The organism is Hypericibacter sp. (genome assembly GCF_050729195.1).
Classification (GTDB): Bacteria; Pseudomonadota; Alphaproteobacteria; order Dongiales; family Dongiaceae; genus Hypericibacter.
In genome coordinates, this window is sequence record NZ_JBOHKS010000118.1 from 1 (window position 1) to 22,489 (window position 22,489).

Genomic DNA, 22,489 nt, shown 5'->3' on the forward strand with positions numbered 1-22,489 from the left:
GGATGGCGACGATCGCGTCGGTCGCCATCAATTCGAGGCAGGCCTCCAGCAGCAGCTTCTCGACGAACGGATCGCCGACCTGCACCGTCGGCCGCTTGCTCTCGCTGTCCTCGTTGAACTCGGTCGAGGACATGGTCGCGCCATGGATGCCGTCGCGACCGGTCTTGGCGCCGACATAGATCACGGGATTTCCGAGACCGGCCGCCTTCGAATAGAAAATCTTGTCGGCCTGCGCCAGGCCCACCGTCATCGCGTTGACCAGGATGTTACCGTTATAGGAGGGGTGGAAATTCACCTCGCCGCCCACGGTCGGCACGCCCATGCAATTGCCATAGCCGCCGATGCCGGCGACCACGCCCGCGATCAGATGGCGGGTCTTGGGATCGTCGGGGCTGCCGAAGCGCAGTGCGTTCAGATTGGCGATCGGCCGCGCGCCCATGGTGAAGACGTCGCGCATGATGCCGCCCACGCCCGTCGCCGCCCCCTGATAGGGCTCGATGAAGGAGGGGTGGTTGTGGCTCTCCATCTTGAAGACCACGGCCTGCCCGTCGCCGATATCGATCACGCCGGCATTCTCGCCGGGACCCTGGATCACGACGGGGCCCTCGGTCGGCAGCCGTTTCAGCCAGCGCCGCGAGGATTTATAGGAGCAATGCTCGCTCCACATGACCGAGAAGATGCCGAGCTCGGTCAGATTGGGTGCGCGGCCCATGATCTTGAGGATGAGCTGATATTCGTCGGCCGTGAGCCCGTGCTCGGCAACGATGTTGGGCGTAATGGAGGTCGAAGCCGCGGCGGATGTCGTCAAGACAGGGCCTCCGCGATGCCACGGAAGAGTCCGCGGCCATCGACCGAGCCCAGCAGCTTGTCGATCGCGTTCTCGGGATGCGGCATCAGCCCCAGCACCGTCTTGGTTTCGTTGAAGATGCCGGCGATGTTGCGCGCCGAGCCGTTCGGATTGCCGGCCGCCGTCACGGCTCCATCGGGTTCGCAATAGCGGAAGGCGACGCGGCCCGATTGCTCCAGCTTGTCGAGCGTCGCGGCATCGGCGTGGTAGTTGCCGTCATGATGCGCCACCGGCACCGACAGCACCTGGCCCTGCTCATAGCCGCCGGTGAACATGGTCTGGCTGGTCTCGACCTTGAGGTGGATGTTGCGGCAGATGAATTTGAGCGCGGCATTGCGCAGCAAGGCGCCCGGCAGCATGCCCGCCTCGGTCAGGATCTGGAAACCGTTGCAGATGCCCAGCACCGCCATGCCTTTGCCGGCGCGCGCCTTGACCTCACGCATGATCGGCGAATGAGCGGCGATGGCGCCGCAGCGCAGATAATCGCCATAGGAGAAGCCGCCCGGCACCACCACCAGGTCGACCTTCGGCAGCTCGCTGTCGCGATGCCAGACCAGCTGCGGGGCGGACCCGGTCACCTCGGCCAGCGCCTGCCAGGCGTCGCCTTCGCGATTGGATCCCGGAAATACGATGATGGCGGATTTCATGGAGAGGAGCGCCCTTTCAAGCCCGCGCCCTGCCGGCGCGGGTGGGGGAGAGGGAGGGTGAGAAACTCGTCATGTGGGGATGTCAGTCCGCGAAGTCGATCGCGTAATTCTCGATGACGGTATTGGCCAGGAGCTTCTGGCACATCGCATCGAGATTGGCCTTGGCCTTGGCGCGGTCGGTTTCCTTGAGCTCGATCTCGATATATTTGCCCTGCCGGACATCCTCGACGCCGGCAAAACCCATGACCCCCAGCGCATGCTGGATGGCGCGTCCTTGCGGGTCGAGAACGCCGGATTTGAGGGTGATATGGACGCGCGCCTTCATGGGTCTTCCGGTTCCTGATGTCCTGGGTTACTGCATCGTCGAGGGGCCTTTGAGGTCGCGCGGTCCGCCCTCGGGCAGAATGCCGAGCCGTCGCGCCACCTCTTGATAGGCCTCCGCCACCCCGCCGAGATCGCGGCGGAAGCGGTCCTTGTCGAGTTTCTCGTTGGTCTTCACGTCCCAGAGCCGGCAGGAATCGGGGCTGATCTCGTCAGCCAGCACGATCCGCATCTCTTCGTTCTCATAGAGCCGGCCGAACTCGACTTTGAAATCGATCAGCCGCAAGCCGACGCCGAGGAAGAGGCCGGTCAGGAAATCATTGCTGCGCAGCGATAGCGACAGCATGTCGTCGAGGTCCTGGGGGCTCGCCCAGCCGAAGGCGGTGATATGCTCTTCGCTCACCATCGGGTCGCCCAGCTCGTCGGACTTGTAATAATACTCGACGATCGAGCGCGGCAGGGCGGCGCCTTCGGCCATGCCGAAGCGCTGCGACAGCGAGCCCGCCACGACATTGCGGATCACCACCTCGATCGGGATGATCTCGACCTCGCGCACCAGTTGCTCGCGCATGTTGAGGCGCCGAACGAAGTGCGTCGGCACGCCGATCTCGCCCAGCTTCACCATCAGATATTCGGAGATGCGGTTGTTGAGCACCCCCTTGCCGGTGATGGTGCCCTTCTTCTGATTGTTGAAAGCCGAGGCGTCGTCCTTGAAGTACTGCACCAGCGTGCCCGGCTCAGGTCCCTCATAGAGGATCTTCGCCTTGCCTTCATAGATGCGACGCCGACGCGACATGGCGAGCTCCGGAGGATGGGAGGGGCCGCGTAAGGCTTGGCGCGCCCAAGGAAAATCGGCACGGCGGTCCCGCCGGTCGCGGTCTCTATAGCAGGCGCCATAAGGAGTGACAACCGCGCCCAGGGACGCAGGGAAAACCGCTTAAAAGCTGAGGTTTTCGAAAGGCAAAAGGTCGGGACGGCCGGCCGCGAAACGCCAGATCGGGCGGCGGTCGAGTCCCACCTTGGGCAGGCCCACGAGCGAGCTCGAGACGGTCTCGAATCCGTCCTCACCGGCGATGCACATGGCATCATAGACCGAGCCGCCGGGCGCCGGTGTCCGGTCCTTCAGCAGCGCTTCCCAGCCCTGCCAGTCGTTCGCGGCGGGATCGGGGACCGGCGCCTTCTCGAACTGCGGCAGGAAATGCGTGATCCGCTTGCTGTGGGCCCGGTCGTTGCGGTCATGGGCGGTCAGCATCGAGACGCCCGGCGGGATGCGTTCGACCGAGACGCCGCGGCCTTCCTCGCGGCTGCCGAGGTTGCGCATCCAGAAGGCGTCGCGATTGTCCGCCACCACCAGATTGAAGGGGCGATAGGCCTCGGGGTCGAGGTCGGTGAGGAAGCCCACGGCCGCGCGCGCGTCGGCATGATCCAGGGCCTCGAGCACCAGTTCGCCGCGGCTGCGCTTGCCGGCGGCGGGCCCGAGCGTGTTCATCCGGTTCATGATGGCCGCCACGACGCCATGGTCGTTCAGCCCCATCCAGCTGCCGCCGGCGAGCTTGTCCATGCCCGCAACGACTTCCGGCCGGTCCGGCCAATGACGCGCCGGGGGCGCCCAGGGCCGGTTCTTCATTTCGTCACGATTGGCGCCGACGATGACCGGCCAGTCATGGCCGGGCCGCAGCAAGATCACCACACTGCACATGAGCGGAGCCCAATGACAGGTTCGGGCGCCGCTGGCAAGAGGTCAGGGGGCGTTTTCGGGGCGGCGACAGCCGTCCTATCGGGGTTAACCATCGGACGGAAAATCTTGACGGCGGCGCCCGCCAGGGCCACTTGTGAGGCGGGCAGACCGACCGCCCGAGGCACCTATAGGAGATCCAGGGGTATGACGAGCTTTGACGATCGCGAGCGCGGATTCGAGGGGAAGTTCAAGCATGACCAGGAGCTTGGATTCAAAATCTCAGCCCGCCGCAACAAGCTGTTGGGCCTCTGGGCCGCCAAGGAAATGAAGCTGCCGGCGGCCGAGCATGACGCCTATGCCAAGTCGGTGGTCATGGCCGACCTGGAAAAGCCCGGCGACGACGATGTCGTCGACAAGCTCCTGGCCGATTTCAAGGCGAAGGGCGTCGAAATGACGGACCATCGGATTCGCCATCAGCTGAGCGAGTTTCGCGAGATCGCGCGCCAGCAGGTGATGTCCGAGGTGAAGTGACGCCCCGATCGCGCGGCTGACAGCGGCGCCGACGACGTCACTTCAGGCGAGCGGGAGGCTGGGTTCATCCCGGTCCCCGCGAAAGCGGAGGAAGTGACCCATGTCGGCATTCGACGAACGCGAGCGCGCGCTCGAAGACAAATTCAAACATGACCAGGAACTCCAGTTCCGGATCCACGCGCGACGAAACAAGATCTTGGGACTCTGGGCCGCGCGCCTCATGAGGCTGCCGGCCCTGGAATATGACGGCTACGCCAAGAGCCTGGTCATGACCGAGGTCGACCAGCATGGCGGCAGCGAGGCCGTCATCCGGAAGCTGCTCACCGATTTCGAGGACCGCGGCGTCGAGATCTCGGAACACCGCATCCGCCGCCACCTCACCGAGCTCCAGGAACTGGCCCGCAAAGAGGTGATGTCGGAAGTGAAGGGGTAAGATTTCTATCCCCTCCCCCTTGATGGGGGAGGGTTAGGGAGGGGGAGGACGCGATGCTGGAGCAGCCCCTCCCTAGCCCTCCCCCGGGAAAACGGGGGAGGGGACAGAATCAACTCTTCCCGAACACCCGCTTGAACACCGTATCCACATGCTTGAAGTGATAATCGAGGTTGAAGAGCGCCTCGAGCTCGGCCGGTTTCATCTTCGCCGTCACGGCCGCATCCTGCTTCAGCAGTGCCAGTAGATCTCCGCGCGTCTCCCAGGCCTTCATCGCGTTGCGCTGGACGGTCTGATAGGCCTCCTCGCGCGCCATGCCGGCTTGCGTCAGCGCCAGCAGCACGCGCTGCGAATGGACCAGGCCGCCGAAGAGGTCGAGATTGCGCTGCATCGCGGCCGGATAGATCACCAGCTTCTCGACCACCGTGGCCATGCGCGACAAGGCAAAATCGAGCGCCACCGTGGCGTCGGGGCCGATCACGCGCTCGACCGAGCTGTGCGAGATGTCGCGCTCATGCCAGAGCGCCACATTCTCCAGAGCGGGCGTGACCATGCCGCGGATGAGCCGCGCGATGCCGGTGACGTTCTCGGTCAGCACCGGGTTGCGCTTATGCGGCATCGCCGAGGAGCCCTTCTGACCGGGCGAGAAATATTCCTCGGCCTCCGCTACCTCGCTGCGCTGCAGATGCCGGATCTCGGTCGCCAGATTCTCGATCGAGCCGGCAATGACGCCCAAGGTCGCGAAGAACATCGCATGGCGGTCGCGCGGGATGACCTGGGTCGAGACCGGCTCGGGCTTGAGGCCCAGCTTCTTCGCCACATGCTCTTCGACGCGGGGATCGATATTGGCGAAGGTGCCGACCGCACCCGAGATGGCGCAGGTCGCGATCTCCTCGCGCGCGGCCGTGAGCCGCGCCTTGGCGCGGTCGAAGGCGGCGTAATGGCCGGCGAGCTTGAGCCCGAAGGTGGTGGGCTCGGCATGGATGCCATGGCTGCGGCCCATCGTCGGGGTGAGCTTATGCTCGAAGGCGCGCTTCTTGATGGCCGCAAGCAGGCGATCGAGATCGGCCAGCAGCAGGTCCGAGGCCTGCTTCAGCTGCACGGCGAGGCAGGTGTCGAGCACGTCGGACGAGGTCATGCCCTGATGCACGAAGCGCGCCGCCGGGCCGATATGTTCGGCCAGGTTGGTCAGGAAGGCGATCACGTCATGCTTGGTCTCGCGCTCGATCTCGTCGATCCGCGCGATCTCGAACTTGCCCTTTTCCCAGACCGCTTGGGCCGCTTCCTTCGGAATGACCCCCAGCTCGGCCTGGGCGTCGCAGGCATGCGCCTCGATCTCGAACCAGATGCGGAAGCGGTTCTCCGGTTCCCAGATCCGGGTCATTTCGGGACGGCTATAGCGTGGAATCATCGAGGTTTAGGCCCTGACAGGTCGGTTGGGAGGGATCCCATTATGGCACAGGCCCGAGGGACCATAAGAGGCGGGCGCGATTCGGTCCATTGGCACCCTCGCCGCGGGAGTCCAATTCCAGGCCAGTGAAAATTTTTTGATAATTTTCACCGCCGGCGCTAGCCTCCCTTTCGCTATGGCAGGGAGAGCCCAGAAGACGGTCGCGAACTCGAACCGGCGCATGATCCGCGCCTCCAAGCTGCTGCCCGGTGAACCCACCCCCGGCAGCAGCGGCGAGCTTTCGCATCATCTGGGCCGCGAGGTGCGCAGCCTGCGCCATGCCCGCGACATGACGCTGGAGGAGCTGGGCGAGAAGACCGGCCTCTCGGTCGGCTTCCTCAGCCAGATCGAGCGCGGCCTCTCCAACCCCTCTGTCATCGCGCTACACGACATCGGCAAGGCGCTCGGCGTCAATATCAGCTGGTTCTTCGCCGAGAACGATCCGGGCCCAGAGGAGGAGCGCGACTTCATCGTGCGCGCCGACCGGCGCCGCACGCTCCATTACAGCCACGGCATCACCGACAGCCTGCTGACGCCCTATCTCGACGGGCAGCTGGAGCTGCTCTTGAGTCGGTTCCCGCCCGGCGCCAGCAGCGGCGAGGCGCCCTACACCCATATCGGCGAGGAAGCCGGCATCGTCATCGCCGGCCAGCTCGATCTCTGGATCAACGGCAAGCGCTTCCGGCTCTGGGAAGGCGACAGCTTCACCTTCAAGAGCACCTTGCCCCATCGCTATCGCAATCCCGGCACCATCGAGACGGTGGTGATCTGGGCCATCACGCCGCCCAGCTATTGAGGGCGACGAATCAACAGCAAGAATCCAATCGATCTCAGGGAGGAACAACGACCATGACCGCACTCGCCGAATTCCAACGCCTCAGCAACCGCCTCCTGATCGGGGGCGAGCAGCGCGCCAGCAAGGCCTCGACCCAGTTCGAGGTGATCGATCCCGCGACCGAGGATGTCGTCGGCAAGGTCGCCGATTCGACCGAGGCCGAGGTCGAGGAGGCGATCCGCGTTGCCAACAAGGCGCAGAAGGTCTGGAACAAGACCAACGCCCTCACGCGCGCCGAACTGCTGCATGAGGTCTCGCATCATCTGCGCGAGACGCGGCCGGTGATCGCCGAGATGCTGACCCGCGAGATGGGCAAGACCTACAAGGAATCCTTCGACGAATGCACTTGGGCCATGTCGGCGATCGATTATTACGCCGAAGCCGGCCGCTCCGAATGGGGCAAGGTTCTCGGGCCCGCGACGGACGGCCAATTCCATTTCACGATCAAGGATCCGCTGGGCGTCGTCGTCATCATCCTGCCCTTCAACTATCCGCTCTGCCTGCTCTGCTGGGAAGCGGCGGCGGCGCTGGCGTCGGGCAATGCCGTCATCATCAAGCCGTCGGAGATGACCTCGCTGGTGACGATGAAGTTCCTGGAGGCCTTCTCGGCGGTGCTGCCGGCGGGCGTGGTGCAATGCGTGACCGGCGGCGGTCGCGTCGGCGGTCAGCTCGTCGCCAGCCCCGACACCCATATGATCGCCTTCACCGGCGGCATCGAGACCGGCCAGAAGGTGGCCCAGGCCTGTGCCACCGATTTCAAGCGCTGCCTGATCGAGGCCTCGGGCAATGATCCCTTCATCGTCATGCCTTCGGCCCCGCTCGATATCGCGGCGCGGGGGGCCTCCTTCGGCGCCTTCATCAATTGCGGCCAGGTCTGCGCCGCGGCCGAGCGCTTCTATGTGCATGAGAAGGTGCATGACGAGTTCGTCGAGCGCGTCGTGGCCGAGGCGAAGAAGGTCCGGATCGGCAACGGCCTTGCCAAGTCGGACATGGGCCCGCTCGCCTCGCGCAAGGAACGCGACCGCTATGAGGGCATTGTCGCGCGCGCGGTCAAGGAGGGGGCCAAGATCGTGACCGGCGGCGGCCGGCCCGCTGGCCTCAATCGCGGCTTCTTCGCCGAATGCACGGTGATGACCGGCGTCACTCCCGAGATGGAGATCATGAACCGCGAAAGCTTCGGGCCGGTGCTGCCGATCTGCAAGGTCAAGGACTTCGAGGAGGCGATCACGCTCGCCAACCGCTCGCGCTACGGCCTCGGCGCCTCGATCTACACCAAGGATCTCGAGGAGAGCATGCGCGCCGTCAACGAGCTCGAGGCGGGCATGGTCTGGGTCAACGCGCCGCTGCTCGACAACGATGCCGGGCCCTTCGGTGGTCGCAAGATGTCGGGCATGGGCCGCCAGCTCGGCGCCGAAGGCCTCGACACCTTCCGCCACACCAAGCTCGCCATGATCGATCCTGCCGCCAGCGCCCATGATTTCTGGTGGTTCCCCTACAAGGACAGCGAGATGTATCAGGGCAAGAAGTAAGCCTCTGCACCGTCAAGGGCCGTCGCCGTCCGATCCTTGGGGCAGCGACGGCTTCGTCCTTGAATCGATTCTGCTCCCGCGATCGCGACTGGTCTCCCGTTCCTCCAGCCTCCGAGTGAAGTGCCATGGCGTCCCAACCGTTTCCCAATCTCTTCTCCCCGATCCAGGTCGGTCATGTGACGATCAAGAATCGGATCCTCTCGACCGGTCATGACACCAGCATGCCGACCGACGGCACGGTCAATGAGAAGCTGATCGCCTATCACAAGGCGCGGATCGAGGGCGGCTGCGGGCTGATCGTGATGCAGGTGGCGGGCGTGCATGAGAGCGCGCGCTACACCTCGCATATCCTGATGGCGACCACGGATGCCTGCATTCCAGGCTATCGGAAGGTGGCGGAGCTCGCCCATGCGCATGGCACGCGGATCTTCGGCCAGATCTTCCATCCCGGCCGCGAGATCATGGAAAGCCAGGATGGGAGTCTGCCCGTTGCCTACGCGCCCTCGGCCGTGCCCAACGAGCGTTTTCATGTCATGCCCCAGCCTCTGTCGCAGCGCCTGATCGACGAGATCGTCGCGGGCTATGCCGGGGCCGCCGAGCGGCTCAAGCGCGCCGGCATGGATGGCTGTGAGATCGTGGCGAGCCATGGTTATCTCCCCTCGCAGTTCCTCAACCCGCGCCTCAATCTGCGCGAGGACAAATATGGCGGCAGCTTCGAAAACCGGCTGCGCTTCCTGCGCGAGGTGATCGGCGCGGTGCGCGCCAAGGTCGGCCGCGATTTCGTCGTGGGCCTGCGCATCTCGGGCGAGGATCTCGACCATGACGGCCAGACGGCGCCCGAGGCGCTCGAAGCGTTGATGGCGCTCGATGCGGAAGGCGAGCTCGATTACTACAACGTGATCGCGGGCTCGTCGGCCAGCATGAAGGGTGCGGTCCATATCGTGCCGCCGATGATCGTCCAGACCGGCTATGTGGCGCCCTTCGCCGCCACGGTGAAGGCCAAGGTCAAGAAACCGGTCTTCGTCGCCGGCCGCATCAACCAGCCGCAGATCGCCGAGCAGATCCTGGTCTCGGGCCAGGCCGACATGTGCGGCATGACGCGCGCCCAGATCTGCGATCCGCAGATGGCGAACAAGGCGCAAGCGGGCAAGCTCGACGACATCCGCGCCTGCATCGGCTGCAACCAGGCCTGCATCGGCCATTTCCACCTGGGATATTCGATCTCCTGCATCCAGCATCCGGAGACCGGCCGCGAGCTGCAATATGACAGCCAGCGCCGGCAGCCGGCCGCGAAGAAGCGCAAGGTCATGATCGTGGGCGGCGGTCCCGGCGGCATGAAGACCGCGGCGGTGGCGGCCGAGCGCGGCCATGACGTGACGCTCTATGAGGCGAGTGAGCGGCTGGGCGGCCAGGCCCTGCTGGCGCAACTGCTGCCGGGACGCGCCGAGTTCGGCGGCATCGTCACCAATCTGACGCGCGAGCTGGAACGCGCCGGCGCCAAGGTGGTCAAGCGCACCCGCGTCGACCGCGCGCTGGTCGAACGCGAGAAGCCCGACGTGGTGGTGATCGCCACCGGTGCCGAGCCCTATCTACCCGAGATCGAGGGTGCCGCCGAGAGCGGCCATGTCGTCAATGCTTGGCAGGTGCTGAAGGGCGAGGTCAATGTCGGCAGCTCGGTCGTCGTCGCCGACTGGCGCTGCGACTGGATCGGCATGGGGCTGGCCGAGAAGCTGGCGCGCGACGGCTGCAAGGTCCGGCTCTGCGTCGACGGGCTCCATGCCGGCCAGCGGCTGCCGCTCTATGTGCGCGACAGCTGGAACGGCATCCTGCACAAGCTCGGCATCGAGGTGACGAACTATGCGCGCCTCTATGGCGTCGATGGCGACACCGTCTATTTCCAGCATGCTACCAGTGCCGAGCCGATCGTGTTCGAAGGCATCGACACCGTGGTGACGGCGCTGGGCCATCGCCGCGTCGCCGGGCTCGATGACGAGCTGATCGGCTGGAAGGGCGAGGTCCATATGGTGGGCGACTGCGCCACGCCGCGCACCGCGGAGGAGGCCGTGCTGGACGGGCTCAAGGTTGGTTCGGCGATCTGATCGCGAGTTTTCACAGAAATTCACAGTGCGACATCTCGGTCACTGTCCTACGGTTGACCGCAACAGGAAAGACACCGATTATTTGTAGAACTCGTTCGTCGCGGGACCGAGGATTCTTCGCCCGTGGCGAATGAGATCCTCGAGGAAGCGCCGAACCGCTCACCCGAGCAGCCCGGAGAAGCCATGCAGTCCCGACGCGGCGATGTCGGACGACCGACCAGGCCCCGGGGCCCGGCCCGGGAGATCGCGGTGGCGGTGACCCTGAAGCTGGTCGCCCTGGGGGTCATCTACGCGCTCTTCTTCAGCCCCTCGCAGCGCCCGGCCGTCGATGCCGAGCGCGTCCGCGAGACGGTGATCGGGCCGGTCTCCACCGCTCCGAGCTCGGTTCCCCAATCCACGTCCCCCCAAACCCCGTCTGACGAGGTGCGTCCATGATCGATAGCGGTCTGGTCGAGTTGTCGCGGCTGCAGTTCGCGCTCACGGCCCTCTATCACTTCCTGTTCGTGCCGCTGACGCTCGGTCTCTCCGTCCTGATCGCCATCATGGAGAGCGTCTATGTCATGACCGGGCGCACCATCTGGCGCGAGATGACGAAGTTCTGGGGTCTCCTCTTCGGCATCAACTTCGCCATGGGTGTCGCCACCGGCATCACCATGGAGTTCCAGTTCGGCACCAACTGGGCCTATTACTCGCATTATGTCGGCGACATCTTCGGAGCACCTCTCGCGATCGAAGGGCTGATGGCCTTCTTCCTCGAGGCCACCTTCATCGGCCTCTTCTTCTTCGGCTGGGAACGGCTCTCCAAGCTCGGCCATCTGATCGTCACCTGGGCCGTCGCCATCGCCAGCAATTTCTCGGCGCTCTGGATCCTGATCGCCAATGCCTGGATGCAGAATCCGGTGGGTGCCAAATTCAATTACGAGACCATGCGCATGGAGCTGACCTCGTTCCGCGAGGTCATGTTCAATCCCGTGGCGCAGGCGAAGTTCGTCCATACGGTCAGCGCCGGTTATGTCACCGGCTCGATCTTCGTGCTGGCGATCGCCGCCTTCTATTTGCTGCGGCGCAATCATGTCGAGTTCGCGAAGCGCTCGATGACCGTGGCCGCCAGCTTCGGTCTCGCCTCGGCACTCTCGGTCGTGGTGCTGGGCGACGAGAGCGGCTATACGGCGACGGCCAACCAGAAGATGAAGATCGCGGCGATCGAGAGCATGTGGCACACCGAGCCGGCGCCCGCCTCCTTTGCGGCCTTCGGCATCCCGGATCGCGAAGCGCGCGTCACCCATGCCGAGATCAAGATCCCCTGGCTCCTCGGAATCATCGCGACGCGCAGCTTCGACACGCCGATCCCCGGCATCTTCGAGCTGGTGGAGAGCGCGAAGGGGCGGATCGAGAACGGCATTCCCGCTTACACGGCGCTGCAGACCCTGCGGGCCGACCGCGGCAATGAAGAAGCCAAGGCGGCCTTCGCGCTGCACAGCCCCGATCTCGGCTATGCGCTGCTGCTCAAGCGCTATACCGACGATATCGCCAGCGCCACGCCGGACCAGATCGATCAGGCGGCCTGGTCGACCGTTCCCGATATCGGCCCGCTGTTCTGGGCTTTCCGCTTCATGGCGGGGCTCGGATTCTATTTCATCGCGCTCTTCGCCGTGACCTTCTATCTCTCGGCGCGCCGGCAGCTCGACCGCTATAACTGGCTTCTGCGGGTCTGTCTCTGGAGCCTGCCTTTGCCCTGGGTCGCCGCGGAGTTCGGCTGGATCGTCGCTGAATATGGCCGCCAGCCCTGGGCCATCGAGGGTGTGCTGCCAACCTTCCTCGGCGCCTCGTCCCTTCACTCGGGCCAGGTGCTGTTCAGCCTGATCGGATTTGTCCTGTTCTATTCGACGCTCGCCGTCGTCGATGTCTTCCTCATGCTCAAATATGTGAAGCGCGGGCCCGTCATCGACGAGACGGGCGAGGCGGGCGGCCTCACCCGGCCGCCGGGTCGGGCCCCCATGACGGCGCGCCGCCGTATCGCCCCGGCGCGGTGAGGGAGGAAACCCATGCTCGATTATGAAACGCTGCGCCTGATCTGGTGGCTGCTGCTGGGCGTGCTGCTGATCGGCTTCGCCATCATGGACGGGTTCGATCTGGGTTCGGCTTTCCTGCTGCCGATCGTGGCCCGAACCGACATCGAACGCCGCGTCGTCATCAACACGGTGGGGCCGGTCTGGGAAGGCAACCAGGTCTGGTTCATCCTCGGCGGCGGCGCCATCTTCGCCGCCTGGCCGCCGCTCTACGCGGTCAGCTTCTCCGGCTTCTATATCGCCATGATCCTGACCCTGGGCGCGCTGATCCTGCGGCCGGTCGGGTTCAAGTTCCGCTCCAAGCTGGAGCATACGCGCTGGCGCTCGGCCTGGGACACGGCGCTCTTCATCGGCGGGCTGGTGCCCTCGATTGTCTTCGGCGTTGCCGTCGGCAATCTCCTGCTGGGCGTTCCGTTCCGTTTTGATTCCTCGATGCGGGCGAGCTTCGAGTTCGGCTTCTTCGATCTGCTCTCGCCCTTCGGGCTCGTCTGCGGCCTGCTCAGCCTGTCGATGATCGCGACGCAGGGCGGCAGCTGGCTCTCGGTCAAGACCGACGGCACGGTCCAGGCCCGCGCCCGCAAGGCTGCGATGATCGCGGCCGCGGTGGCGATCCTGCTCTTCGCGGTCGGCGGCCTCTGGGTGGCGCGGCTCCAGGGCTTCGTCATCACCTCGGTGATCGATCCTTCGCTGCCCTCCGACCCGCTCGCCAAAACCGTGACCCGCGAGGCCGGCGCCTGGCTCGGCAATTACGGCCGCTATCCCTGGATGGCGATCGCGCCGATCCTGGGCTTCGCCGGCATAGCGCTGGCGCTGCTGATGGCCTGGGTGCGAAAGCCCATCGCCGGCTTCCTCGCCAGCTCCATCGGCATCCTCGGGATCATCTCGACGGCGGGCTTGAGCCTGTTCCCCTTCCTGATGCCGTCATCGAGCGATCCGGCCTCGAGCCTCACCGTCTGGGATGCCTCTTCGAGCCAGCTCACCCTCACGGTCATGCTGATCGCCGCGGCGATCTTCCTGCCGATCATCCTGGCCTACACCGCTTGGGTCTATCGGGTGATGCGGGGCAAGGTGTCCGGCGAGCATGTCGAGAATTCGGATTCGGCCTATTGAGCCTCAGCGGGCAAGGGAGCAAACGATCATGTGGTATTTTTCCTGGATCCTCGGCCTCGGTCTCGCCTGCGCCTTCGCGATCCTGAACGCGATGTGGTTCGAGCTCGACGCCGATCGCCGCGCGACGCAGCCGGGCGAGACGCAAGGCGAGGCGTGAGACACCGCGAGCGCCGTCAGCGCTTTTTTCCCGCCGGTTTCTGACGCATGGCGCCGATCAGTTCGACCCAGAGGCCGGTGGCCGTCGCTCTGCCGTCATTGCGCCAGGAGAAGGGCGCCCCGGCCTCCAGCACGATCGCGTCGCCCTTGCCGAGGATGAACTCTTCGAGCCGCTCGCCCGTTTGAAAGGTGAGCGTGCCTTCCAGCACGAAGACGAAACTCTCGCCGGGCCGCACGAAGACGCCGCCGCTGCCCCGCCCGGGCGGCACATGCAGCAGCGCCGGCTCCAGATCGTGGCTGCTGGGCGCGACCAGTTCCTCCCAGCTCACACCTTCGGCCAGCACCGTGCGCGGTCGGTCCGCCACGCGCATCACGCGCTTCTTCGGATCGGTGGCGCCGGCAAAGCCGCTCATGGGAATGCCGAACGCATCTGCCATCCTGGCGAGAACCTTGGTCGAGACGCCGGACTCGCCGCGTTCGACGGTCGAGAGGAAGGAACGCGAGATGCCGATCCGCTTGGCGGCATCCTGTTGGCTCAGCCCATGCTCGATCCGGGCGCGCCGGATGCGCATGCCGGTCGAGGCCAGCTCGATCATGTCGGGCGATGCCGCGGGCCGGGCGGTCTGGTGGTGCTGGCTGCGTCGTGATCCTGCCGCCAACTCGGCGGCGCGCTTCACCATCTCGCCCGTGAACAGCCGCTGTCCCCCATTGGTGCGGGTGGAACTCAACTGGCCGCGTTTCTCCCAGAGCCGGATGGTCTGGGTGGTGACGCCGGCCGCGGCCGCCACGTCGCCGATCGGGTGAAGGCCGGCTTTCCGTCTTCGACGAACCATCGATTCACTGTTCTTCCGTTGCACGGGACCTCTTGGTGTCACAAGACACTGGCCCGCTCAAGCCGCGTTCGCCAGGAACCTACCTCCTCAAACCGGGCGGTAGCCAAGCTTGCAAGTGTGGCGTTATCATATTGACAATATAAAAGTCAGACTTTAGCTTTTACCGTCAACTTTAGGTTTGGCGCCCGACCGGCCATTGGTCGGGACAAGCCACGCCAGCGCGGGAGAAAGCTCATGGTCACGGCGGAACAAGCGGCTGGCGAAGCCAATCAGGCCTTCGCCGTCGAGCAGAACGGCATCAACCTCATTCCCGATTCCGAGCGCCGCGGCCATCCGCGCGAGCTCTTCTGGGTCTGGGCCGGCGCCAATCTCATTCTCACCTACATCATCGTCGGCGGCCTTCTGGCGGTGCTGGGCCTCACCATGGGGCAGATGCTGCTCGTCGTGATCGTCGGCAATCTGCTCTATTGGCTGATCGGCTATAATGGCATCCCTGGCGCTCGCGTCGGCACCGCGACGCTGGTGGTGAGCCGCGCCGCGTTCGGCCGCAAGGGCAACGCGGTGCCGTCCTTCCTCTCCTGGCTGACCGCGGTCGGTTGGGAGGCGGTCAATCTGGTGCTCGGCACCTTCGCGCTCTATTCCCTGGTCGAAGGCTTCGGCATTCCGCTGGGCGTTCTGGGCAAGGCCATCCTGCTGGGCGTGCTGGCGGTCTTCACCTTCGGTGTCGCCATCCTCGGCCATGCCACCATCGTCTTCATGCAGCGCATCTTCACCTGGGCGCTGGGGCTGGCGATGCTGGGCCTCATTCCGCAGGTGCTGAGCTATGTTCCGGCCACGGCACCCGCGGCGCCGGCCGGCGCGGATATCCCCACATTCCTGATTGCGCTCACCCTGGTGGCGGCCATGCCGATCAGCTATGCCAACTGCGCCGCCGACTACACGCGCTACCTGCCGCGCAATGCCAGTGGCGCCGCGATCACCTTCTGGACCTTTCTTGGCTCCTTCATCCCGGCGGTGATCATTACCGTGATCGGCTATATGGCCGCCCGCGAGGTCGACCTCACCGATCCGATCGGCGGCTTTGCGCCGATTCTGGCACCCTGGTACTTCAAATTCTTCGTACTGCTGGTGATCGGCGGGTCGATCACCAACAACTTCATCAACACCTACAGTTCAGGCATGTCGCTGCTGGCGATGGGCCTCAATGTCTCACGGCCCAAGGCGATCATGATCGACGCGGTGCTGGCCACGGCCGCTTCGGTCTATGCGATCTTCTTCTATGATTTCACCAGCACCTTCATCGCCTTCCTCTCGCTGATGGTGGCCTGGATCGCGCCCTGGTGCGCCATCTACGCCATCGATATCTGGCTGCGGCGCAGCCGTTATGATGGCGCCAGCCTGTTGTCGGTGGAGGGCGGGAGTTATCGCTACGTCAATGGCTGGCACGGTGCCGCCTTCATCGCGTGGGTTGCCGGCATGATCGCGGCACTGGCCTGCACCTCGGCCGACATGCTGAAATCGCCCTTCGCCGAGAAAGTGCTCGGCGGCGCCGACCTCAGTATCGTCGCGGGGCTGGTGGTGTCCGGGCTGCTCTATTGGGTGCTGGCCGGACGCGAGATTGCCAAGGCCTGAGCGTCTGATCGCGGGGCACCCGTCATGAGAGAGGATGATCGATCGTGGGTCTGCAGGTCGCCGATCACTGGTTCGAGTTGCGCCGCCTCGGTGACGGCATTACCTTCCTGTGGGAGCCGCATGTGGCGCCGCTCCTGCGCTGCAATATCTGGCATGTGCGGGGGCGGGATCGCGACCTGATCGTCGATACCGGCATGGGCATCGCCTCCTTGCGCGATTTCGCCAAGGACATCCTCGACAAGCCGGTCACGGCCGTCGCCACCCACGCCCATATCGACCATATCGGCGGCCATCACGAGTTCGAGGATTGCATCGCGCATTCGCTCGAGGCCGAGGGTTTGCGCTCGGCCGCCGGCGACTACACCCTGGCCGATCCCGAATTCGATCCCGAGGACATGGCCACGCTGCGGATCCCGCCTGTTCCCGATTACGAGATCGAGGGCCCGATGATCACGGCCCTGCCCGCGGCCGGCTACGACATCCACAGCTTCCGCATCCGCCCCGCGGGCAAGGTCCGCGCGGTCGAGGAGGGCGACGTCGTCGATCTCGGCGACCGGGTTCTCGAGGTGCTGCATCTGCCGGGCCACTCGCCGGGCTCGATCGGCCTCTGGGAGCAAAGGACCGGGACGTTGTTCTCGGGCGACGCGATCTATGACGGCCCGCTCATCGACAATCTCCATCATTCGAGCCTGCCGGATTACGCCCGCACACTTCGTCGCCTGCGCGCGATCCCGGCGAGGACGATTCACGCAGGCCATGAGCCGAGCTTCGGCCGCGATCGGCTGGTCGAGCTGGTCGACGAGCAGCTCGCGCGGTGGGAGAAGCGGGTGTAGATCGCTCATCACTTCGATCGCGTCAAAGCCCCTCCCCCTTGGCGCCTGCGGCCTTCAGTCCTAGACTCAATTCCGCGCATCTTCTTCCGGGGGATTGGCCATGAAAACGGCTCTGACGATCCTGACCCTGTCGGGTCTGGTGCTTGCCGGCTGTACCGGCCCCGAAGTGGCGACCGACGGCACGCCGCCGGGCATCACGCTTACCGCCTTCAACCATGCCGGCAATCCGGTGTTCCGCAGCAGCGAAGGTCCGGACCAGCCGCGCGATGCCTGCGCCGATTTTGCGTCCCTGCCGGCGCGCTTCGCGCTCAGCGTCGCGGATGCAGGCGGCGTGCAGTCCGCCGAGGTCCATGTCTTTCCGGGCCAATTCGACCCGACCTCAGTCGCCGTCGGGCCGGGCGCCCCGGAATCGACCGTTGCCATCTCGGGCAGCGGCTCCAGCAGCCAGGACCTGACGGTCACGCTATCGCCGCCCTCGCCGGGGACGGTGCGCACCGGACTTCTGATCTTGTTCGACGTGCAGGCGCCGGGTTTGCCGCTGTCGCTCAACATCGGAGCGCGGGACACCCACGGCAATTTCACTTCGCTCTATCAGGTCGACGCCCGCCAGCCCGGCGACGGCGTCGGCTGCCGCGGTGGACATGGCAACGGGTGAGAGCGTCCCCGCTCAATTCATCACGGCAGCGCCACCGCCTCGAACACCGCCAGCACCGCGCCATATTCGTTGGAGAGCGTCAGATGCTCGCCGTCGATATGCCACTGGCGGACCTCGTCGAGGGTCTTGAGGAACTCGCTTTCCGTGTCCATGCCCTTGACGCAGGCCATCTTGGTGGTGGCGGTCTGGCTGAAGCGCAGCTCGTTCTCCTTGAGCGCGTAGCTGCCAGTCATGCGGTTGCAGCCGGCATAGCCGGTGAGCCTGCGGTCCTGGGCCTGGAGCACGAGATAGGGCTCGCGCTGTCCCGGGGCCAGCACCACCGGCTGGTAGGCGAGGCGCGTCAGTTTCCAATAGCTGTTCTCGAGCGGCGAGCTGGCGAAGCGCTGGCCGCAGGTCTCGCCCGGCCAGATGTAGTTGAACCGCATGATCGAGATGACCGGCAGATCGCCCTCGGTGCCGGCCGGCGGCGTCAGCGAGATGCGGCCCTCGAGCTCGACCTTGAGCGGCTGCCCCGGCTCGTGCGGCATCTTGTTGTAGGCCGCCTCCAGCACCGCGTTGTCGCCATCCTGCAGCACCGCGAGCTTCATGCCGGTGCTGCATTCGGTGAAGATGCCGGCGTCGGCGCCATGGGCATACATGCCCGCGAGAGGCGCCGCGGGATCGAGGGCTGCGAGCTTGTCGTCGCGAACGAGCTCGTAATTGAGCTTGGAATCGATCTCCTTGCCGGTCCGGTCGAGCATGCGCAGATGACCGGGCGTCGGCAGCGAGAATTGCGTCGGGTCGCCGGTTTCGGGCGTCAGCACCAAACGCCCGCCCTCCGGCGGGACCGACCAGTTGCCGATCTCGTCATGGACCGCCTGGCGGCCCTCATAGATCATGCGCGAGAAGAACAGCTGGTCGGGCAGGAGATCGACCTGATAGCGGATGGCCGAGCAATCGGCGCAGGGAATCTCGCCGGCGAAGCGCGCGGGCAGCGTGCCGATATTGGGATCGACGCCCGCGCTCCCCGCCGCGGCACCCCCGGCCGCGCGCACCAGCAGCAGCTTCGCCGGGCCCTTATGGGCCATCGTCAGGATCGGGTAGGCGGTGTCGGTGACGAACAGCACATCCGTGCCGGACAGGATTCGCGCCCGCACCACATAGAGGTGGTTGGTCACGATATCCTTGGGGTTGTAGGGAATCGCGAAATCGAACGGAGGGTTCCCGAGGTTTTCGAGGCGGGTCTGGCCGACGATGACGGCGGGCGCGTCGGCCTTCGACACATCCTCCAGCGTCGCTTCCAGCACCGTCCCCGGCAGCAGCGCCATCCGCTCGCGATAGCTGGCCGAGCCCGTCACCACCGCGCCATGGGTGGCGCAGCCGGCGAGGAGGAGGACCAGGCAGAGGAGGGAGAACCGTTTCATGGCGGGCTGCCTTTTCGGTCGGCGGAACAAGGGGCCGGACAGTCTTGTTGGCGATCGCGCGGGCGCGTCGCGGGAGTATGGGCAGTTTCTTTCCTCCGGAAAATAGTCTTTGAGTCCCTTGACGGCCGTCCGGGGCGACGCTTCATAGGCGTTTCGAAACGGGGAATGCGGGGTCGTCACATGTCCTTCACCATCCGTCCGGCGCGGCCCGACGATAAGGCGGCCCTGTTGCTGCTGTTCCAGGAGTTTTCTGCCTATCTGAAGTCGATCGATCCCGAGCCCTCGCCCGAGGATGACTGGGCCGGGCCGGCGGAGATGGAGCGCTGCATCGCGCTCTCTTTCGAGGCGGATCCGGTGGTCGCGACCCTGATCGTCGAGCAGGAGGGCCGGCCGATCGGCTATCTCGCCTGGCATATGGGCATCTTCGAGATCTACAAGGCGCTCTTCGTGGCCGGCCTCTTCGTCAGCGAGAAGGCGCGCGGAAGCGGCATCGGGCGTGCTCTGATGGACGAGGCGCGCCGGCTGGCGACGGAACGCGGCGCCAGCCATGTCGCCTGGATGGTGTGGCGCCAGAATCCGGAAGCCACGGCGTTCTATCGGCGCCTCGGCGCGGAGACCTATGACGACAATTTCCAGATGACCTGGCGGCTGGCGTGACCGGGAGCGACCGGGCGACAAGGGGCGTGCCGAAAGGCTAGGATTACTGTCGTCGAGCGCGACGTCTCACCCGAGGGCAAGAAAGGATCGTCCCATGTCCAGAACCGCAACCTGCTCCTGCGGGCAGCTTTCGATCACGGTCGAGGGCGAGCCGCTCCGCGTGCTGGTGTGCCATTGCTTCGAATGCCAGAAGCAGACCGGCAGCGTTTTCGGCAGCTGGGGCTACTGGTCCAAGAGCGCCGTCTCCTCGATCAAGGGCGACGCCACGCTCTATCGCCGCGGCTCCGACGCCGGCCGCAGCGTCGACAATTATTTCTGCCCGGTCTGCGGCAGCAGCATCTATGGCTATGGCGAAGGCGCGCCCGACGAGATCACGATCGCCGTCGGCAATTTCGGCGATGCCGGTTTCGATCCGCCCAACGCCGCCATCTGGGCCGCCTGCCGCCATGGCTGGTTCCCCTGGCCGAAGGAGCTGCCGGAATATCTCGACCAGCCGGATCTGTGAGGAGCGGCGAGCGTCGGTCGCTCCGCCGGCTTTCTCTCGTCGTATCTCCTTGATTTTGCGCTAGAATCTTGCCTCTCGCATTATTAATTTGATCGGAAGTTACAAAAAACATATTTTGTCATTCATCACATTCCCTCCCGAAAGGATGACTTCCGATGCGCACCCGTCAACTGGGCCGGAGCGGCCCCGCGGTTTCCATGGTCGGTCTCGGCTGCATGGGCATGTCCGATTTCTACGGGCCTGCCGACCGGACCGAGGGCCTCGCCACGATTCATGCCGCGGCCGAGGCCGGCATCACGCTGCTCGACACCGGCGATTTCTACGGCATGGGCCATAACGAGATGCTGGTGGCCGAGGCGATCAAGGGGAAGCGCGACCGGTTCTTCATCCAGGTCAAGTTCGGTGCGCAACGCGCGCCCGACGGCGCGTTCCTCGGCTATGACGCGCGGCCGAACGCCGTCAAGACCGCGCTCGCCTACAGTCTGAAGCGGCTCGATACCGATCATATCGATCTGTATCAGCCCTCGCGGCTCGACCCGGCCGTGCCGATCGAGGAGACGATCGGCGCCGTCGCCGAGATGGTGAAGGCTGGCTATGTCCGCCATATCGGCGTCTCCGAGATGGGAGCCGCGACCATCCGCAAGGCCCACGCCACCCATCCGATCGCGGCGCTGCAGATCGAATATTCGCTGGCCTCGCGCGGCATCGAGCGGGAGATCCTGCCGACCTTGCGCGAGCTCGGCATCGGCGTGACCGCCTATGGCATCCTTTCGCGCGGTCTGCTCTCCGGCAGCGCGCCGACCGGCGCCAAGGATTTCCGCGCCATGAGCCCGCGCTTCCAGGGCGAGAATCTGGTGCGCAACCAGAAACTGGTCGAGGCGCTGACCAAGGTGGCCCAGCGCCTGCGCGTCACGCCCACCCAGATCGCGATCGCCTGGGTGCTGCATCAGGGCGCCGACATCGTCCCGCTCATCGGCGCGCGCAAGCGCACCCAGCTCGCGGAATCGCTGAAGGCGCTGGAGCTCCGGCTCGATCCGTAGGACCTCGCCCAGATCGAAGCGGCGATGCCGAAGGGTGCGATGGTCGGCGACCGCTACCCCGCCCACGGCATGCAGTCGCTCGACAGCGAGCGCTGAGCCATGCCATGAGAAACGGATGTTGATTCCAATCGAGTGCACGCCCGCCCGACATCTATCCCCTCCCCCCTTGAGGGGGAGGGTTAGGGAGGGGGGTACCCCTATACGATCCGTCGCGCGACAATTTCTTCCTCTTCGAAGAAAGAGGAAGGCCGTTGCCTAAAGCCATCACCGCACCCGACACCGCCCGCCCCATGCGCGAGCGGATCCTCGACGCGGCCGAGACGCTGCTGCGCCGCCACGGTCCCGCCAAGACCACGGTCAGCGACGTCGCCCGCGCGCTCGATATGAGCCACGCCAATATCTACCGCCATTTCGACAGCAAGGCGGCGCTGCAGGATGCCGTGGCCGAGCGCTGGCTCGACGCGGTCTCGGCACCGCTCGAGGGTTTCGTGACGAAGAAGGGCCCGGCCGCCAAGCGGCTCGAAGGCTGGGTGCTGGCGCTGGCCAAGGCTAAGCGCCGCAAGATCCTCGACGACCCCGAGCTGTTCGAGGCCTATCACGCGGTCGCCGAAGCCGCGCGCGACGTGGTCGCCCATCATCTGGCGACGCTCGACCGCCAGGTGACGACGATCATCGCCGACGGCGTCGCCCAGGGCGAGTTCAAGGTCAGGAATGCGAACCAGGCCGCGCGCGCGGTCCTGAGCGCCACGCTGCGCTTCCATCATCCCTACATGGTCCGCGCCAGCGGCGGCGCCGACACCGAAGCCGACATCAAGGCCGTGATGAAGCTGGTGATCGCGGGGTTGAAGGCGGGCGTGGCGTGACGCGGCTGCTTTTCGTCTGTGGCCGCAACCGCTGGCGCAGCCCGACGGCCGAAGCCGTCTTCGCGCGCTATGACGGCATCGAGACGCAGTCGGCTGGCATCAGGAAGGATGCCGACACGCCGATCTCGGCCGAGGCGATCGAATGGGCGGACCTCATCCTGGTGATGGAGCCGGTTCACAAAGAGAAGCTCGGCAAGGCGTTCGGCCCGCTCCTGCGCTCGAAGCGCATCGTCGTGCTCGGCATTCCCGACGAGTATCGCTTGATGCAGCCGGAATTGATCGCGCTGCTGGAGGAACGGGTCGGGCGCTTCATCGATCTCCCGCCGGTCTGAGCTTTCGCATCACCACGGAGCCGCTCAGGGCTGC

25 protein-coding genes are annotated in these 22,489 nt (G+C 65.3%); 17 read left to right on the forward strand and 8 right to left on the reverse strand.

Going from position 1 to position 22,489, the window contains the following annotated elements; all coding sequences use genetic code 11:
* From ACREE8_RS09040 to ACREE8_RS09060, 5 genes are all read right to left on the reverse strand, one after another.
* The coding region (locus tag ACREE8_RS09040; RefSeq protein ID WP_431572661.1) for an AIR synthase related protein at window positions 1-808 on the reverse strand (808 nt) is incomplete at its 3' end.
* Entirely contained in the window at window positions 805-1,494 is a 690-nt protein-coding gene (gene purQ, locus ACREE8_RS09045) for a phosphoribosylformylglycinamidine synthase subunit PurQ (RefSeq protein ID WP_431572662.1), read from the reverse strand. The genes purQ and ACREE8_RS09040, both read right to left, overlap by 4 nt.
* A gap of 82 nt (window positions 1,495-1,576) precedes the next feature.
* On the reverse strand, window positions 1,577-1,819 hold the full coding sequence (purS, locus tag ACREE8_RS09050; protein WP_151178565.1) for a phosphoribosylformylglycinamidine synthase subunit PurS: 243 nt from the start codon (window positions 1,817-1,819) through the stop codon (window positions 1,577-1,579).
* Window positions 1,820-1,846: 27 nt separating this feature from the next.
* Window positions 1,847-2,611, reverse strand: a complete 765-nt coding sequence (gene purC / locus ACREE8_RS09055) for a phosphoribosylaminoimidazolesuccinocarboxamide synthase (protein ID WP_431572663.1) — start codon at window positions 2,609-2,611, stop codon at window positions 1,847-1,849.
* A gap of 141 nt (window positions 2,612-2,752) precedes the next feature.
* Window positions 2,753-3,514 (reverse strand): NRDE family protein, encoded by a 762-nt coding sequence (locus ACREE8_RS09060; RefSeq protein WP_431572664.1) that lies wholly within the window; start codon window positions 3,512-3,514, stop codon window positions 2,753-2,755.
* Window positions 3,515-3,697: 183 nt separating this feature from the next.
* On the opposite strand from ACREE8_RS09060, the gene ACREE8_RS09065 reads away from it, so the two are divergent.
* Both ACREE8_RS09065 and ACREE8_RS09070 read left to right on the forward strand, forming a co-directional pair.
* A complete protein-coding gene (locus tag ACREE8_RS09065) occupies window positions 3,698-4,024 on the forward strand; it encodes a DUF1476 domain-containing protein (RefSeq protein WP_431572665.1) in 327 nt (108 codons plus the stop codon).
* A gap of 100 nt (window positions 4,025-4,124) precedes the next feature.
* Window positions 4,125-4,457 (forward strand): DUF1476 domain-containing protein, encoded by a 333-nt coding sequence (locus ACREE8_RS09070; RefSeq protein ID WP_431572666.1) that lies wholly within the window; start codon window positions 4,125-4,127, stop codon window positions 4,455-4,457.
* 109 nt (window positions 4,458-4,566) lie between these two features.
* Here ACREE8_RS09070 and purB read toward each other — a convergent pair whose 3' ends face one another.
* On the reverse strand, window positions 4,567-5,865 hold the full coding sequence (gene purB, locus ACREE8_RS09075) for an adenylosuccinate lyase (protein WP_431572667.1): 1,299 nt from the start codon (window positions 5,863-5,865) through the stop codon (window positions 4,567-4,569).
* A 220-nt stretch (window positions 5,866-6,085) separates the two neighbouring features.
* Here purB and ACREE8_RS09080 point away from each other — a divergent pair, with 220 nt between their 5' ends.
* The 7 genes from ACREE8_RS09080 to cydX all read left to right on the forward strand — a co-directional run bounded on the left by ACREE8_RS09080 (window position 6,086) and on the right by cydX (window position 13,703).
* Entirely contained in the window at window positions 6,086-6,700 is a 615-nt protein-coding gene (locus tag ACREE8_RS09080; protein ID WP_431572668.1) for a helix-turn-helix domain-containing protein, read from the forward strand.
* Window positions 6,701-6,753: 53 nt separating this feature from the next.
* Window positions 6,754-8,268 carry an aldehyde dehydrogenase family protein gene (locus ACREE8_RS09085; protein ID WP_431572669.1) on the forward strand — a complete coding sequence of 505 codons (1,515 nt, stop codon included), beginning with the start codon at window positions 6,754-6,756 and terminating at the stop codon, window positions 8,266-8,268.
* A 125-nt stretch (window positions 8,269-8,393) separates the two neighbouring features.
* On the forward strand, window positions 8,394-10,367 hold the full coding sequence (locus ACREE8_RS09090) for an FAD-dependent oxidoreductase (RefSeq protein WP_431572670.1): 1,974 nt from the start codon (window positions 8,394-8,396) through the stop codon (window positions 10,365-10,367).
* Between the two features lie 123 nt (window positions 10,368-10,490).
* Window positions 10,491-10,802, forward strand: a complete 312-nt coding sequence (cydP, locus tag ACREE8_RS09095; RefSeq protein ID WP_431572671.1) for a cytochrome oxidase putative small subunit CydP — start codon at window positions 10,491-10,493, stop codon at window positions 10,800-10,802.
* Window positions 10,799-12,400, forward strand: a complete 1,602-nt coding sequence (locus ACREE8_RS09100; protein ID WP_431572672.1) for a cytochrome ubiquinol oxidase subunit I — start codon at window positions 10,799-10,801, stop codon at window positions 12,398-12,400. The genes cydP and ACREE8_RS09100 overlap by 4 nt, the downstream gene beginning before the upstream one ends.
* Window positions 12,401-12,412: 12 nt before the next feature.
* A complete protein-coding gene (gene cydB, locus ACREE8_RS09105; RefSeq protein WP_431572673.1) occupies window positions 12,413-13,546 on the forward strand; it encodes a cytochrome d ubiquinol oxidase subunit II in 1,134 nt (377 codons plus the stop codon).
* Window positions 13,547-13,574: 28 nt separating this feature from the next.
* The gene (cydX, locus tag ACREE8_RS09110; RefSeq protein ID WP_431572674.1) at window positions 13,575-13,703 is read left to right on the forward strand and encodes a cytochrome bd-I oxidase subunit CydX; all 129 of its coding nucleotides are present in this window, start codon (window positions 13,575-13,577) and stop codon (window positions 13,701-13,703) included.
* A gap of 16 nt (window positions 13,704-13,719) precedes the next feature.
* Here the strand turns inward: cydX and ACREE8_RS09115 are convergent, their stop codons facing one another.
* Window positions 13,720-14,535 carry a helix-turn-helix domain-containing protein gene (locus ACREE8_RS09115; protein ID WP_431572675.1) on the reverse strand — a complete coding sequence of 272 codons (816 nt, stop codon included), beginning with the start codon at window positions 14,533-14,535 and terminating at the stop codon, window positions 13,720-13,722.
* Between the two features lie 234 nt (window positions 14,536-14,769).
* On the opposite strand from ACREE8_RS09115, the gene ACREE8_RS09120 reads away from it, so the two are divergent.
* The 3 genes from ACREE8_RS09120 (at window position 14,770) to ACREE8_RS09130 (ending at window position 17,655) form a co-directional block, all read left to right on the forward strand.
* Window positions 14,770-16,167, forward strand: coding sequence for a purine-cytosine permease family protein (locus ACREE8_RS09120; protein WP_431572676.1), 1,398 nt, complete (start codon window positions 14,770-14,772; stop codon window positions 16,165-16,167).
* A gap of 44 nt (window positions 16,168-16,211) precedes the next feature.
* Entirely contained in the window at window positions 16,212-17,000 is a 789-nt protein-coding gene (locus tag ACREE8_RS09125; RefSeq protein WP_431572677.1) for an MBL fold metallo-hydrolase, read from the forward strand.
* A gap of 100 nt (window positions 17,001-17,100) precedes the next feature.
* Window positions 17,101-17,655 carry a hypothetical protein gene (locus ACREE8_RS09130; RefSeq protein ID WP_431572678.1) on the forward strand — a complete coding sequence of 185 codons (555 nt, stop codon included), beginning with the start codon at window positions 17,101-17,103 and terminating at the stop codon, window positions 17,653-17,655.
* A 20-nt stretch (window positions 17,656-17,675) separates the two neighbouring features.
* Here ACREE8_RS09130 and ACREE8_RS09135 read toward each other — a convergent pair whose 3' ends face one another.
* The gene (locus tag ACREE8_RS09135; protein WP_431572679.1) at window positions 17,676-19,058 is read right to left on the reverse strand and encodes an META domain-containing protein; all 1,383 of its coding nucleotides are present in this window, start codon (window positions 19,056-19,058) and stop codon (window positions 17,676-17,678) included.
* A 180-nt stretch (window positions 19,059-19,238) separates the two neighbouring features.
* Between ACREE8_RS09135 and ACREE8_RS09140 the strand changes: the two genes are divergently transcribed.
* The 5 genes from ACREE8_RS09140 (at window position 19,239) to ACREE8_RS09160 (ending at window position 22,455) form a co-directional block, all read left to right on the forward strand.
* A complete protein-coding gene (locus ACREE8_RS09140; RefSeq protein ID WP_431572680.1) occupies window positions 19,239-19,715 on the forward strand; it encodes a GNAT family N-acetyltransferase in 477 nt (158 codons plus the stop codon).
* Window positions 19,716-19,809: 94 nt separating this feature from the next.
* The gene (locus tag ACREE8_RS09145) at window positions 19,810-20,220 is read left to right on the forward strand and encodes a GFA family protein (RefSeq protein ID WP_431572681.1); all 411 of its coding nucleotides are present in this window, start codon (window positions 19,810-19,812) and stop codon (window positions 20,218-20,220) included.
* 155 nt (window positions 20,221-20,375) lie between these two features.
* Window positions 20,376-21,260 (forward strand): aldo/keto reductase, encoded by an 885-nt coding sequence (locus ACREE8_RS09150; RefSeq protein ID WP_431572682.1) that lies wholly within the window; start codon window positions 20,376-20,378, stop codon window positions 21,258-21,260.
* 251 nt (window positions 21,261-21,511) lie between these two features.
* Window positions 21,512-22,123, forward strand: coding sequence for a TetR family transcriptional regulator (locus ACREE8_RS09155; RefSeq protein WP_431572683.1), 612 nt, complete (start codon window positions 21,512-21,514; stop codon window positions 22,121-22,123).
* Window positions 22,120-22,455, forward strand: coding sequence for a low molecular weight protein tyrosine phosphatase family protein (locus ACREE8_RS09160; protein ID WP_431572684.1), 336 nt, complete (start codon window positions 22,120-22,122; stop codon window positions 22,453-22,455). Before ACREE8_RS09155 ends, ACREE8_RS09160 begins: the two co-directional genes overlap by 4 nt.
* The last annotated feature ends 34 nt before the right edge of the window (window positions 22,456-22,489 follow it).

Coding starts and splice junctions, on each gene's coding strand:
- purQ (WP_431572662.1), bottom strand. CDS start 1,494: ATGAAATCCGCCATCATCGTATTTCCGGGATCCAATCGCGAAGGCGAC.
- purS (WP_151178565.1), bottom strand. CDS start 1,819: ATGAAGGCGCGCGTCCATATCACCCTCAAATCCGGCGTTCTCGACCCG.
- purC (WP_431572663.1), bottom strand. CDS start 2,611: ATGTCGCGTCGGCGTCGCATCTATGAAGGCAAGGCGAAGATCCTCTAT.
- ACREE8_RS09060 (WP_431572664.1), bottom strand. CDS start 3,514: ATGTGCAGTGTGGTGATCTTGCTGCGGCCCGGCCATGACTGGCCGGTC.
- ACREE8_RS09065 (WP_431572665.1), top strand. CDS start 3,698: ATGACGAGCTTTGACGATCGCGAGCGCGGATTCGAGGGGAAGTTCAAG.
- ACREE8_RS09070 (WP_431572666.1), top strand. CDS start 4,125: ATGTCGGCATTCGACGAACGCGAGCGCGCGCTCGAAGACAAATTCAAA.
- purB (WP_431572667.1), bottom strand. CDS start 5,865: ATGATTCCACGCTATAGCCGTCCCGAAATGACCCGGATCTGGGAACCG.
- ACREE8_RS09080 (WP_431572668.1), top strand. CDS start 6,086: ATGATCCGCGCCTCCAAGCTGCTGCCCGGTGAACCCACCCCCGGCAGC.
- ACREE8_RS09085 (WP_431572669.1), top strand. CDS start 6,754: ATGACCGCACTCGCCGAATTCCAACGCCTCAGCAACCGCCTCCTGATC.
- ACREE8_RS09090 (WP_431572670.1), top strand. CDS start 8,394: ATGGCGTCCCAACCGTTTCCCAATCTCTTCTCCCCGATCCAGGTCGGT.
- ACREE8_RS09100 (WP_431572672.1), top strand. CDS start 10,799: ATGATCGATAGCGGTCTGGTCGAGTTGTCGCGGCTGCAGTTCGCGCTC.
- cydB (WP_431572673.1), top strand. CDS start 12,413: ATGCTCGATTATGAAACGCTGCGCCTGATCTGGTGGCTGCTGCTGGGC.
- cydX (WP_431572674.1), top strand. CDS start 13,575: ATGTGGTATTTTTCCTGGATCCTCGGCCTCGGTCTCGCCTGCGCCTTC.
- ACREE8_RS09115 (WP_431572675.1), bottom strand. CDS start 14,535: ATGGTTCGTCGAAGACGGAAAGCCGGCCTTCACCCGATCGGCGACGTG.
- ACREE8_RS09120 (WP_431572676.1), top strand. CDS start 14,770: ATGGTCACGGCGGAACAAGCGGCTGGCGAAGCCAATCAGGCCTTCGCC.
- ACREE8_RS09130 (WP_431572678.1), top strand. CDS start 17,101: ATGAAAACGGCTCTGACGATCCTGACCCTGTCGGGTCTGGTGCTTGCC.
- ACREE8_RS09135 (WP_431572679.1), bottom strand. CDS start 19,058: ATGAAACGGTTCTCCCTCCTCTGCCTGGTCCTCCTCCTCGCCGGCTGC.
- ACREE8_RS09140 (WP_431572680.1), top strand. CDS start 19,239: ATGTCCTTCACCATCCGTCCGGCGCGGCCCGACGATAAGGCGGCCCTG.
- ACREE8_RS09145 (WP_431572681.1), top strand. CDS start 19,810: ATGTCCAGAACCGCAACCTGCTCCTGCGGGCAGCTTTCGATCACGGTC.
- ACREE8_RS09150 (WP_431572682.1), top strand. CDS start 20,376: ATGCGCACCCGTCAACTGGGCCGGAGCGGCCCCGCGGTTTCCATGGTC.